This is a genomic window from Streptomyces sp. NPDC007162 (genome assembly GCF_040634175.1).
Lineage (GTDB): Bacteria > Actinomycetota > Actinomycetes > Streptomycetales > Streptomycetaceae > Streptomyces.
The window spans coordinates 1-12,838 of sequence record NZ_JBEYFC010000245.1 but is presented as its reverse complement, the minus strand read 5'-3'; the positions used below and the strand labels follow the sequence as shown (position 1 = coordinate 12,838).

Sequence of the window (12,838 nt, the reverse complement as noted above, 5' to 3'; positions counted from 1 at the left end):
GTGGGAGTACGTCGCCCCCGAGGCCCGCGACTACGACCCCGAACTCGTAAGGTCTTCTCCGTGCTGGAAGAGATGCGGATACGGTCCCTCGGAGTCATCGACGACGCCGTCGTCGAGCTGTCGCCGGGGTTCACCGCCGTCACCGGTGAGACCGGTGCGGGCAAGACCATGGTGGTCACCAGCCTCGGGCTGCTGCTCGGCGGGCGGGCGGATCCCGCGCTCGTGCGGATCGGGTCCGAGAAGGCGGTCGTCGAGGGGCGCGTCACGGTGCCCGCGGGCGCCTCCGCGGGCGTACGGGCCGAGGAGGCCGGTGCCGAGCTGGACGACGGGGCGCTGCTGATCAGCCGTACCGTTTCCGCCGAGGGGCGTTCCCGGGCGCACCTGGGCGGGCGGAGCGTGCCCGTGGGGCTGCTCGCCGAGCTCGCCGACGACCTGGTGGCCGTGCACGGGCAGACCGACCAGCAGGGCCTGCTGAAGCTGTCCCGGCAGCGCCAGGCCCTCGACCGGTACGCGGGCGACGGCGTCGCCGTGCCGCTCGCCAAGTACGGCGAGGCGTACCGGCGGCTGCGGGCCGTGGCGGTGGAGCTGGACGAGATCGTCACCCGGGCGCGGGAGCGGGCCCAGGAAGCCGACATGCTGCGGTACGGGCTGGACGAGATCGCGGCCGTGGAGCCACGGCCCGGCGAGGACGTCGAGCTCGCCGAGGAGGCCGAGCGGCTCGGGCACGCCGAGGCGCTGTCGTCGGCCGCGACCGCCGCGCACTCCGCGCTCGCGGGCAACCCCGAGGACCCCGAGGGCATCGACGCGGCCACCCTGGTCGCCGGCGCCCACCGGGCCCTGGAGACCGTACGGTCGCACGACCCGGCGCTGGCCGCGCTCGCCGACCGGATCGGTGAGATCGGGATCCTGCTGGGCGACGTGGCCGGGGAGCTGGCCGGGTACGCCGACGACCTGGACGCCGATCCGCTGCGGCTGGCGGCCGTGGAGGAGCGGCGGGCCGCGCTCACCGCGCTGACCCGCAAGTACGGGGAGGACGTCAGCGCGGTGCTGGCCTGGGCCGAGCAGGGTGCCGCACGGCTCACCGAACTCGACGGCGACGACGAGCGGATCGACGAGCTGACCGCCGAGCGGGACGCGCTCCGTGCCGAACTGGGCGGACTCGCACAGGCGTTGACCGACGCGCGGACGGAGGCCGCCGAGCGGTTCGCCGCGGCCGTCACCGCCGAGCTGGGCTCCCTCGCGATGCCGCACGCGCGTGTGTCCTTCGCGATCCGGCAGACCGAGGACCCCGAGGGCGTGGAGGTCGGCGGCCGCCCGGTGGCCTACGGTCCGGCGGGCGCCGACGAGGTCGAGCTGCTCCTCGCCCCGCACCCCGGCGCCCCGCCGCGTCCGATCGCCAAGGGCGCCTCCGGCGGTGAGCTGTCCCGGGTGATGCTCGCGGTGGAGGTCGTCTTCGCGGGCACCGACCCGGTCCCGACGTACCTCTTCGACGAGGTCGACGCGGGTGTGGGCGGCAAGGCGGCGGTCGAGATCGGCCGGCGCCTCGCGAAGCTCGCCAGGTCCGCGCAGGTGGTCGTGGTCACCCACCTTCCCCAGGTGGCCGCCTTCGCCGACCGCCAGTTGCTGGTGGAGAAGACCAACGACGGCACGGTCACCCGCTCCGGCGTGAAGGTCCTGGAGGGCGAGGAGCGGGTTCGGGAGCTGTCCCGGATGCTGGCCGGCCAGGAGGACTCGGAGACGGCCCGGGCGCACGCGGAGGAACTGCTCGCGACGGCACGCGCGGACCGCTGACAGAACACGGGGCGGCGACGGGGCGGCGCTTTCGTGCGCCGCCCCGCACCCGCCTCGGCGGGCCCCTTTCTTCACTCTCCCGGGTGACACGCTCCGGCGCATTGCCCCCGCCCGCCTCGGTATGTGCCGCCCCGGGGTACGCGGAACCCCCTTGTGTGCTGGCATCCTTGACGGGGACGGGGTGTCCGGGGGAGGGCGCACGGCGACCCCTTCGGCCCGATACCTTCTGTACGTTCCCTCGTGACCGCCCCACGCCGAACCAGGAGCACGGCCGCGTGAGCCCCGTGAGCAGCAACGCACCGCACGGCCAGTCGCCGCTGCGCACCGTGCAGGTACTGGGCGGCGGCAACGCCGGCAGCAGTGCGCACGTGCGTTCGCTCGCCGCCGGCCTCGTCGCGCGGGGCGTGCGGGTCACGGTGTGCGCCCCCCTGGAGGCCGATCGCGCCTACGGCTTCTCGGATGCCGGCGCCGACCACGTGCACGTGCCCCGCAGCAGCGACCCGGGGTCGGTCGCCGCGCTCCGTGCGGCCTGCACCGACGCCGACCTGGTGCACGCCCACGGCCTGCACGCCTCCTTCCGTGCGGCGCTGGCGCTGAGCGGCCGCAGTACCCCGCTCGTCGTCACCTGGCACAACCGGGCGCACGCCGAGGGTGCCCGGGCGCATCTGCTGCGGATGCTGGAACGGCGCGTGGCGCGGGCCGCCGCAGTGGTCCTCGGGACCACGTCCGACCTGGTGGACCGAGCCCGCCGTACCGGCGCCCGGGACGCCCGGCTCGCCGCCGTGGCGCTGCCCGGACCGCGGCCCGCGAAGGGGGACGACCCGGAGGGGCTGCGGCCCAAGGTGCGCGCCGAACTCGGCGCCATGGGGCGGCCGTTGCTCATGGCGGTCGGCTCCCTCGACCGGTATCGCGGCTACGACGTGCTGCTGGACGCGGCCCACGCCTGGCGGCGGCTCGACCCGGTACCGCTGCTCGTCGTCGCCGGGGAGGGCCCGCTCCGTGCGGAGTTGCAGCGGCGGATCGAGGCCGAGGATCTGCCCGTCCGGCTCGTCGGCCGCCGTGACGACGCCACCGAGCTGCTCGCCGCCGCCGATCTCGCGCTGCTGCCCAGCCGCTGGGAGTCCCGCTCGGTCCTCGCGCAGGAGGCCCTGTACGCGCGCGTGCCCCTGGTCGCGACCGCCGTCGGCGGCATCCCCGACCTGGTCGGAGACGCGGCCGAGCTCGTCCCGTACGGCGACGCGCCGGCCCTCGCCGCCACCGTCGTACGCCTGCTCGGCGACCCCGAGCGGTGCGCGGAACTGCGCGAGAAGGGCGCCCGACAGGCGGCGAGCTGGCCGACCGAGGACGAGACGGTCGCCCAAGTCCTCAGCGTGTACGACGAATTGACCCAGCCCCGGCCGCTGCCCTAGGGCACGTGCCTGCGGGCCCTGAGTGCCAGGCTCAACGCCAGGACCACCTGTGGGTCGTCGAGGTCGGTGCCCAGCAACTCCCCGATCCTGGCGAGGCGGTTGTAGAGGGTCTGCCGGTTGAGGTGGAGTTCGCGGGCCGTCTCCGCCTTGCGGCCGGCGTGCGCCAGATACGTCTCCAGGGTGGGCAGCAGCGGCGGCCTGGAGCGGTGGTCGTGCTCGCGGAGCGGGCCGATCGCACGGTCCACGAACGCGGCGAGGTCGGGGTGGTCGCGCAACCGCCACAGCAGCAGGTCGATGTCGAGGCGGCGGGCGTCGTACCAGGGGCGGTCGGAGAGTCCCTGGGCGGCCGTCGCCGTCTCCGCCGCGTGCCGCAGCCCCGCCGAGGCCGCCGCCCAGCCGCCCGCCGCCCCGACCACCACGACCGGCGCGGCGGTCCCGGGGCGCTGCATCCCGGCACGCTCCACGCCCGCCCGCAACGCCGCCGCCACCCGGTCCGCGACCGTCGTCCGCTCCGCCTCCGAGCGCAGGCCCAGCAGCAGCGGCACGCGGCCCTCGACCGGCCGTACGCCCAGCAGGACCGGGACGCCCACGGCCGCCAGCTCCTCGCCGACCGCCCGGGCCAGCACGGCCCAGCCGCCGCCCGGGGAGCCCGGCGAGAGGGAGTCGGCGATCCGCATGACCACGGGCAGCAGCGGGCTGCCGCCCGGCTTGAAGCCGAGGACCCGGGCCTGGGCCGGGGCGTCCTGCGCGGTGATGCGGCCCTCGGCGAGGTCGGTCAGGAAGTCGCCGCGCCCGCGGGCCGCCAGCTCCTCCTCCTGGCGGGCCTGCATCAGCACGACGGCCACGATCCCGGCGGCGCGTTCGGCGGCGATGCGGTGGACGGGAGCGAGGGCGCCGCGCACCGGCAGCAGGACCAGCCGGGCGCGCACCGAGCCCGTGCCGGGTCCGCCGCCCGGCACGTCCACCAGGACCGACCCGGTCGGCGGCGGCGCGTCCCTGTGCTGGCCGCGCAGCCCTTCCCACACCTGGAGCGGATCCGCGCCCTCGGGGCCCGACCCGGCGGCGTACAGCAACTGGCCGTCGGTGGTCTCCAGGAAGACCGGGTTGCCGCTGAAGTCGGCCAGGATGGCCAGCACCTGCGGCACCCCGCCGCCGCCCAGCAGCGCCTCGGTGCAGCGGCGGTGCACCTCCTCGGCGCGCTGGAGGAGCGTGTAGTGGTGGTTGACGATCTCGGTGTGGATCTCCTCCGTCACCGTCACGAAGGGCACCTCGCGGTGCAGCACGACGAGCGGCAGCCCGGTCGCCCGGGCGGTGTCGACGAGCGTGGCGGGCAGCCGGGAGAAACGCGGGCCCAGTTCCACCACCAGGGCGGCGATGCCCCGCTCGGCGAGGGTGCGCACGAACGCCCGCTGGTCGGTGGGCCGGGTGCCCAGGCCGTAGCCGGTGGTGAGCAGCAGCTCGCCGCCCTTCAGCAGCGAGGCGATGTTCGGCACCTCGCCCGCGTGCACCCAGCGCACGGTCCGGCCCAGCCGGTCCGCGCAGGCCAGGATCTCCGGGAGCCCGCTGCGCAGTCCGGGCAGCTCGAGCGCCCGCTGCACGGTGATCCCGGCGCCCCGGGTGTCGAATCCGCTCCCCGTCCCGCTGTCCATGGAGCGGACGCTACCTGGGCAGACGCTGCCGCGACAGTTCCCGTCGGCGGCAGCGCCCCGGAGGCTATCCCCCGTACGCCCCGGAGGCCGTCAGCCGCAGTGCCGTGTCGATCAGCGGCACATGGCTGAACGCCTGCGGGAAGTTCCCCACCTGCCGCTTCAACCGCGGGTCCCACTCCTCGGCGAGCAGCCCGAGGTCGTTGCGCAGTGAGAGGAGCTTCTCGAAGAGCCTGCGGGCCTCGTCGACGCGGCCGATCATGGCGAGGTCGTCGGCCATCCAGAACGAGCAGGCCAGGAAGGCGCCCTCGTCACCGGGAAGCCCGTCGACGCCCTCGTCGCCGCCCGAGGTCGGGTAGCGCAGGATGAAGCCGTCCGACGTGGACAGCTCGCGCTGGATGGCCTCGATGGTGCCGATGACCCGCTTGTCGTCCGGCGGCAGGAACCCCATCTGCGGGATCAGCAGCAGCGACGCGTCCAGCTCCTGGGAGCCGTAGGACTGCGTGAACGTGTTGCGTTCCTTGTCGTAGCCCTTCTCGCAGACATCCCGGTGGATGTCGTCGCGCAGTTCCTTCCAGCGCTCCAGCGGGCCGTCCGCGTCCCCGGACTCGATCAGCTTGATGGTGCGGTCCACCGCGACCCAGGCCATCACCTTGGAGTGCACGAAGTGCCGGCGCGGCCCGCGTACCTCCCAGATGCCCTCGTCCGGCTCGTCCCAGTGGTCCTCCAGGTAGCGGATGAGCTTGAGCTGGAGCAGGGAGGCGTAGTCGTTGCGGGCGAGACCGGTCATGTGGGCCAGGTGCAGGGCCTCGGTGACCTCGCCGTAGACGTCCAGCTGGAGCTGGTGCGCCGCGCCGTTGCCCACCCGGACCGGCGCGGAGTTCTCATAGCCGGGCAGCCAGTCCAGCTCGGCCTCGCCCAGCTCGCGCTCGCCCGCGATGCCGTACATGATCTGCAGGTTCTCGGGGTCGCCGGCGACCGCGCGCAGCAGCCACTCGCGCCAGGCGCGGGCCTCCTCGCGGTAGCCGGTGCGCAGCAGCGAGGACAGGGTGATCGCCGCGTCGCGCAGCCAGGTGTAGCGGTAGTCCCAGTTGCGGACGCCGCCGATGTCCTCCGGAAGAGAGGTCGTGGGCGCGGCGACGATGCCGCCGGTGGGGGCGTACGTCAGGGCCTTCAGCGTGATCAGCGAGCGGATCACGGCCTCCCGGTAGGGGCCGTGGTACGTGCAGTGCTCGACCCAGTCGCGCCAGAACTCCTCCGTCGCCTCCAGCGACTGCTCGGGCTCGGGCAGCGGCGGCGCCTCCTTGTGCGAGGGCTGCCACGAGATGGTGAAGGCGATCCGGTCGCCGGGGGCCACCGTGAAGTCGGCGTAGGTGGTCAGCGACTTGCCGTAGGTCTCGGCGGCGGTGTCGAACCACACCGAGTCGGGGCCCGCGACGGCCACCGTACGGCCGTCGTGCTTGTGCACCCAGGGGACCACCCGGCCGTAGGAGAACCGCATCCGCAGCACCGAGCGCATCGGGACCCGGCCGGTGACGCCCTCGACGATGCGGATCAGCTGGGGCGCGCCGTCACGCGGCGGCATGAAGTCGGTGACCCGGACCGTGCCGCGCGGGGTGTCCCACTCCGACTCCAGGATCAGCGAGTCGCCGCGGTAGGTGCGGCGGGCCGCGGTCGGCGGCTCGGAGTCGGCGGCGTGCGCCGGGCCGAGCCGCCAGAAACCGTGTTCCTCGGTGCCGAGCAGACCGGCGAAGATGGCATGCGAGTCGAAGCGGGGCAGGCACAGCCAGTCCACCGTGCCGTCCCGGCAGACCAGGGCAGCGGTCTGCATGTCTCCGATGAGTGCGTAGTCTTCGATGCGCCCGGCCACGTGCAACTCCAGTCGAACGGCCACGTCACCCCCCAGGCAAAAGGGGGGCTGTCGCTAGTGCGGTCAAGGGGGGTTGTTGTTGTGCGTCGTTGAGCGGTGAAGCAAAGCAGCCCGCCATGCCCTGAGGCAAAACGACAGTCATAGCTCAACGAACTGCCAAGCTCTCGTTGTTCCGGGAGTGCGGGCGGGGGTGTGCCGTTCTTTTCCGGACTGGCTCGGCAGCGAGTGTCCGAGCAGGATACGACGCACGTAGATGATCTGCGTGCCGCTCCGGGCAACCCGTGTGGGCCGAACGGGTGAGCGCTGAGTGAAAAGCCGGTAAGCAGGACCCCACATCTGTGCCGACATGTGTACGGAGCGTGGCCGGAAGCCATCTCTCCGAGGCGCTGATACCCTGGTAGCCCGTGGACCGGTGGGCGCGAAACCCCCGAACCGCAGCGACGGCACCACCCCCGGAAACGCCCGGACGGCCGCCGTACCGCACGACAGACCGCGACCACGGGAGCCCCCTCTTGGCCATGCCGCCGCATGCTTTCCGAAACAGCACAGCCACGACGACCAAGCACATCTTCGTCACCGGGGGTGTCGCCTCCTCGCTCGGCAAGGGCCTGACGGCCTCCAGCCTGGGCATGCTGCTCAAGGCACGGGGCCTGCGCGTCGTGATGCAGAAGCTCGACCCGTACCTGAACGTCGACCCCGGCACGATGAACCCCTTCCAGCACGGTGAGGTGTTCGTCACCAACGACGGCGCCGAGACCGACCTGGACATCGGCCACTACGAGCGCTTCCTCGACCGCGACCTGGACGGCTCCGCCAACGTCACCACGGGCCAGGTCTACTCGACGGTGATCGCCAAGGAGCGGCGTGGCGAGTACCTGGGCGACACCGTCCAGGTCATCCCGCACATCACCAACGAGATCAAGCACCGCATCCGGCGCATGGCGACCGACGAGGTCGACGTCGTCATCACGGAGGTCGGCGGCACGGTCGGCGACATCGAGTCGCTGCCGTTCCTGGAGACCGTCCGCCAGGTCCGCCACGAGGTCGGCCGGGACAATGTCTTCGTGGTCCACATCTCGCTGCTGCCCTACATCGGCCCGTCCGGCGAGCTGAAGACCAAGCCCACCCAGCACTCGGTGGCCGCGCTGCGCAACATCGGCATCCAGCCGGACGCGATCGTGCTGCGCTGCGACCGCGAGGTCCCCACCGCCATCAAGCGCAAGATCTCGCTGATGTGCGACGTCGACGAGGCCGCGGTCGTCGCCTGCCCGGACGCCCGCTCGATCTACGACATCCCGAAGACCGTGCACGGCGAGGGCCTGGACGCCTACGTCGTCCGCAAGCTGGACCTGCCGTTCCGCGACGTGGACTGGCGGACCTGGGACGACCTGCTCGACCGCGTCCACAACCCCGACCACGAGATCACCCTCGCGCTGGTCGGCAAGTACATCGACCTGCCCGACGCCTACCTGTCGGTCACCGAGGCGCTGCGCGCCGGCGGCTTCGCCAACCGGGCCCGCGTGAAGATCAAGTGGGTGACCTCGGACGACTGCAGGACCCCGGCCGGTGCCGCCGCCCAGCTGTCCGACGTGGACGGCATCTGCATCCCCGGCGGCTTCGGCGACCGCGGCGTGCTCGGCAAGGTCGGCGCCATCCGCTACGCCCGCGAGAACCGGATCCCGCTGCTCGGCCTCTGCCTGGGCCTGCAGTGCATCGTGATCGAGGCCGCGCGCAACCTGGCCGACATCCCGGACGCCAACTCCACCGAGTTCGACTCCGCCACCGGCCACCCGGTCATCTCCACCATGGCCGAGCAGCTGGACATCGTCGCCGGTGAGGGCGACATGGGCGGCACCATGCGGCTGGGCATGTACCCGGCCAAGCTGGCCGAGGGCTCCATCGTGCGCGAGGTGTACGACGGCAAGGAGTACGTCGAGGAGCGGCACCGGCACCGCTACGAGGTCAACAACGCCTACCGCGCCGAGCTGGAGAAGAAGGCCGGCATCCTGTTCTCCGGCACCTCCCCGGACGGCAAGCTCGTCGAGTACGTCGAGTACCCGCGCGACGTCCACCCCTACCTGGTCGCCACCCAGGCCCACCCGGAGCTGCGCTCCCGCCCGACCCGCCCGCACCCGCTGTTCGCGGGCCTGGTGAAGGCGGCGGTCGCACGTCAGCAGGGCGCCGTCGAGCAGGGGAATGCGAAGTAACACACCGGTTGTACGGTGGCCGGGGCGCATACCTTCAAAGGTGAGCACCCCGGTTTTCTTCTCTGCAGGTGGCAGGCGCGTGGAAGGGCGGCACGGCATGACGATCAAGGACACCCCCGAGGAGTGGGAGATCCGGGCGACCCAGACCCCCTTCGTGGGCAACAAGACCTCCGTCCGCACGGACGAGGTGGTCATGCCCGACGGCACGGTGGTCCGCCGCGACTACCAGGTCCACCCCGGCTCCGTCGCCGTCCTCGCCCTCGACGAGGAGGACCGCGTCCTGCTCATCCGCCAGTACCGGCACCCGGTCCGGCAGAAGCTCTGGGAGATCCCGGCCGGCCTGCTCGACGTCCCCGGCGAGAACCCGCTGCACGCGGCCCAGCGCGAGCTGTACGAGGAGGCGCACGTCAAGGCCGAGGACTGGCGGGTGCTCACCGACCTCTACACCACCCCCGGCGGCTGCGACGAGGCCGTACGGGTCTTCCTCGCCCGCGATCTCGCGGAGGCCGAGGGGGACCGCTTCGAGTCGGAGCACGAGGAGACCGACCTGGAGTACGCGCGCGTGCCGGTCGGCGAACTGGTCCGCCTGGTGCTCGCCGGCGACCTGCACAACACCTGCCTCGTGACGGGCGTCCTCTCCCTGGTCGCCGCCCGCGCCGGCGACGGTCTCGACGCCCTGCGCCCGGCCGACGCCCCCTGGCCGGCCCGCCCCTTCGAGTCCTGATCCCGCCCTCCGGGTCCCGAACCCACCCGCCCGGGTCCCGAACCCGCCGCCCCGAGGCGAGAGCCCTCCCTCTGGGCGTACCGGTGTGACCATCGCCTGATCCGATCGGGCGATGCGCCCGCCGCGCTCCGCGGGGAACGCCCGTGCACGTGAACTAGGCTCGACGCGAGTGAGCCGAAACGCCCGAACCGGAGTCCCGGCGGGCTTGCGTGTGCGGTGGGACGGGAGTGTGGCCCGTGACGGATCAGGCGGTGGACACAGGCGGCGCACGACTGGCGGCGCCCGCGGCCCCGGACGACCAGTTCCTGGGCCGCACAAGGGAGTTGAAGGAACTGCGCGCGGACATCGAGCGCGCGGGCCTGGACACCATCGCGGGCCGCAAGGCCCCCCGCGCCCGGGTCCTGCTGATCGCGGGCCGCCCCGGATCCGGACGCACCGCCCTCGCCGCGGAACTGGTCCGCCGGGTCGCCGCCGACTACCCCGACGGGGTGCTGCGCGCCCGCCTCGCCGAGCCCGACGGCACCCCGGTCCCCGTCGAGCGCACGGCCCGCGAACTGCTCATCGCGCTCGGACTGCCCACCCCGCCCGGCGCCGCCGAGGACGACCTCACCCACGCCCTGCGCACCGCCCTCACCGACCGCCGGATGCTGCTCCTGCTGGACGACGCCCCGAGCGCCGAAGAGGTCGACGCGCTGCTTCCGGACACCCCCGACTGCCTGGCCGTCGCCGTCTCCGGGGGCCCGCTCACCGGGATCTCGGACGTCCGCCCGTGCACCCTGGGCGGTCTCGACACCAAGTCGGCGGTGGAACTGCTCGCCCGCTACACCGGCTCGGTCCGCATCACCGTCGACCCGCGGTCCGCCGAGGCGCTGGTCGAGGTGTGCCAGGGACACCCCGCCGCGCTCACCCTGGCCGGCGGCTGGCTGGCCGCCCGCCCCCAGGTGGCCGTCTCCGACCTCGCCAAACGCCTGCACGCGGACGCCGACGACAGCAGCGCCCTGGCCAGGGTCTTCCGGTTCGTGCACGGCCAGCTGCCCGCCCAGGCCGCCCGGATACTGCGACTGCTCAGTCTGGCCCCGGCCGGCCTGGTCGACCCGCACACCGCCTCGGCCCTGGCAGGCTGCTCGGTCGACACCGCCCGCACCACCCTGGACGAACTGGTCCGCCTCGGCCTGCTGCACGACGCGGCCTCCCCGCTGCCCCAGTACGAGGTCCCGGGCTGCCTGCACCCGCTGATCCGGGCCATGGCCGAGACCCAGGAGCGGACCGGCGAGCTCCAGCTGGCCCGCGCCCGGATGCTGGAGCGCACGGTACGGCTGCTGCAGTCCTGCCGGGCGATCACCGAGACCGACAACCCGCAGGCCCGCGAGAAGCTCCAGGCGCTCCCGCGCGAGCTGCGCTTCCCCGCTCCCAGGGCCGCCGCCGACTGGCTGCGGGTCCGGCGCCCCGCCCTGCTGGCCGCCGCCCGCGCCGCGGTCGCCGACGGCGAGCTGGACACCCTGGCCCGCCGCCTGATGGCCCAGCTGGTCAAGGCCATGGTGGCGCACTTCGGCACCCGGGCCGCGGCCCCCGACCTGTACGGCGTCCACCGGCTCGTCCTCGACGTCGCCGAGCGCCGGGACCTGCCCCGCGAGCAGGCCGCGGCCCTGCTGAACCTGGGTGACCTGGACGCCCAGACCGGGCGTACCCACGCTGCGCTGGTGCGCTACCGGTCTGCTCTGGACGCCGGACGCAGGGCACATGACCCCTACGCCACCGGTCGCGCAATGGAATCCGTAGGCGGTGCGCATCAGGAGCTGGGGGACTACGACCGGGCCGCCGACTGGTTCGGCCGCGCCCTCGCCCAGCGCCTGGCCCGTGACGAGCGTGCCGAGGCCGCCCGGCTCTACGGCCGTATCGCCGGCGCGCACACCTACGCGGGCCGTTACGGCGAGGCGCTCAGGGCCTGGCGGGCGGCAGTTTCCGGCCACCGCAAGAACGGCGATGTGGCCGCGCAGGCACGGGCGTTGAGCGAACTGGCCCGGGTGCAGGAGTACGCCGGACGTCCGGAGGAATCGCTGCGCACCTGCCAGGAGGCGGTGGAATGGGCGCGCCGCGCCGAGGACACCAGGCTCCAGGCGGCGCTCCAGCTCCGGCTGGCCGACACGCTGGAGCGGCTCGGCGACTCCACCGCCGCAAGCCTGCACCGGGCGGCGGCCGAGCGCATGCTGGGTGAGGAGACCACGACCCCCTCGGGCTCCGAATCCGAGCCGGAACAGGGCGCTAACACCTACGAAATCCGTACTGACTCCGGGAAAGATTGATGCAATGAAAGGCTAGACACTCGGAACGCCTTCATTAAACTGGCTCTGCCGCCGGTTCTCCTGCGGTGTCTCCTGGTGTACCCCGTATGCCGGGTATGTGCAGTCATGCCCCCACATCCTCTGAGCCAAGGACCGTGATCGACGTGAAGGTCGGCATCCCCCGCGAGGTCAAGAACAACGAGTTCCGGGTGGCCATCACCCCGGCCGGCGTCCACGAGCTGGTGCGTCACGGCCACCAGGTCGTCATCGAGCGCGGCGCCGGGGTCGGCTCGTCGATCCCGGACGACGAGTACACCGCCGCCGGCGCCACGATCCTGGACACCGCCGACGAGGTGTGGGCCACCGCCGACCTGCTGCTGAAGGTCAAGGAGCCCGTCGCGGAGGAGTACCACCGGCTGCGCAAGGACCAGACCCTCTTCACCTACCTGCACCTGGCCGCGTCCAAGGAGTGCACCGACGCCCTCCTGGAGTCCGGCACCACGGCGATCGCCTACGAGACCGTCGAGCTGCCGAGCCGCGCCCTGCCGCTGCTCGCGCCCATGTCCGAGGTCGCCGGCCGGCTCGCCCCGCAGGTCGGTGCCTACCACCTGATGCGCGCCAACGGCGGCCGTGGTGTGCTGCCCGGCGGTGTCCCCGGCGTGCTCGCCGCCAGGGCCGTCGTCATCGGCGGCGGGGTCTCCGGCTGGAACGCCGCCCAGATCGCCATCGGCATGGGCTTCCACGTGACCCTGCTGGACAAGGACATCAACAAGCTCAAGGAGGCCGACAAGGTCTTCGGCACCAAGATCCAGACAGTGGTCTCCAACTCCTTCGAGCTGGAGAAGGCCTGCCTGGAGGCCGACCTCGTGATCGGCGCGGTGCTCATCCCGGGCGCCAAGGCCCCGAAGC

General features: G+C 73.0%; 8 protein-coding genes. 6 read left to right on the top strand and 2 right to left on the bottom strand.

What is annotated here, in order from left to right:
* Nucleotides 1-72: 72 nt before the first annotated feature.
* Together recN and ABZ646_RS26235 are read left to right on the top strand one after the other, a co-directional pair.
* A complete protein-coding gene (recN, locus tag ABZ646_RS26240) occupies nucleotides 73-1,791 on the top strand; it encodes a DNA repair protein RecN (RefSeq protein WP_360523582.1) in 1,719 nt (572 codons plus the stop codon).
* Between the two features lie 275 nt (nucleotides 1,792-2,066).
* Entirely contained in the window at nucleotides 2,067-3,200 is a 1,134-nt protein-coding gene (locus ABZ646_RS26235; RefSeq protein WP_360523576.1) for a glycosyltransferase family 4 protein, read from the top strand.
* On the opposite strand, the gene ABZ646_RS26230 is transcribed toward ABZ646_RS26235, so the two are convergent.
* On the bottom strand, nucleotides 3,197-4,849 hold the full coding sequence (locus ABZ646_RS26230; RefSeq protein ID WP_360523573.1) for a PucR family transcriptional regulator: 1,653 nt from the start codon (nucleotides 4,847-4,849) through the stop codon (nucleotides 3,197-3,199). The genes ABZ646_RS26235 and ABZ646_RS26230 overlap by 4 nt on opposite strands.
* Before the next feature lie 64 nt (nucleotides 4,850-4,913).
* Nucleotides 4,914-6,716 (bottom strand): glycoside hydrolase family 15 protein, encoded by a 1,803-nt coding sequence (locus ABZ646_RS26225; RefSeq protein WP_360523579.1) that lies wholly within the window; start codon nucleotides 6,714-6,716, stop codon nucleotides 4,914-4,916.
* A 518-nt stretch (nucleotides 6,717-7,234) separates the two neighbouring features.
* Here ABZ646_RS26225 and ABZ646_RS26220 point away from each other — a divergent pair.
* The 4 genes from ABZ646_RS26220 to ABZ646_RS26205 all read left to right on the top strand — a co-directional run.
* Nucleotides 7,235-8,923: a CTP synthase gene (locus ABZ646_RS26220; RefSeq protein ID WP_360523570.1), complete on the top strand. Its 1,689-nt coding sequence runs from the start codon at nucleotides 7,235-7,237 to the stop codon at nucleotides 8,921-8,923.
* Nucleotides 8,924-9,020: 97 nt separating this feature from the next.
* Entirely contained in the window at nucleotides 9,021-9,647 is a 627-nt protein-coding gene (locus ABZ646_RS26215) for an NUDIX hydrolase (RefSeq protein WP_360523567.1), read from the top strand.
* A gap of 236 nt (nucleotides 9,648-9,883) precedes the next feature.
* A complete protein-coding gene (locus ABZ646_RS26210; RefSeq protein ID WP_360523565.1) occupies nucleotides 9,884-11,950 on the top strand; it encodes a tetratricopeptide repeat protein in 2,067 nt (688 codons plus the stop codon).
* A gap of 134 nt (nucleotides 11,951-12,084) precedes the next feature.
* The coding region (locus ABZ646_RS26205) for an alanine dehydrogenase (RefSeq protein WP_360523562.1) at nucleotides 12,085-12,838 on the top strand (754 nt) is incomplete at its 3' end.

Excerpts from the sequence above, each read along its gene's own strand:
- recN (WP_360523582.1), top strand. The coding sequence starts at position 73 with ATGCGGATACGGTCCCTCGGAGTCATCGACGACGCCGTCGTCGAGCTG.
- ABZ646_RS26230 (WP_360523573.1), bottom strand. The coding sequence starts at position 4,849 with ATGGACAGCGGGACGGGGAGCGGATTCGACACCCGGGGCGCCGGGATC.
- ABZ646_RS26215 (WP_360523567.1), top strand. The coding sequence starts at position 9,021 with ATGACGATCAAGGACACCCCCGAGGAGTGGGAGATCCGGGCGACCCAG.
- ABZ646_RS26220 (WP_360523570.1), top strand. The coding sequence starts at position 7,235 with ATGCCGCCGCATGCTTTCCGAAACAGCACAGCCACGACGACCAAGCAC.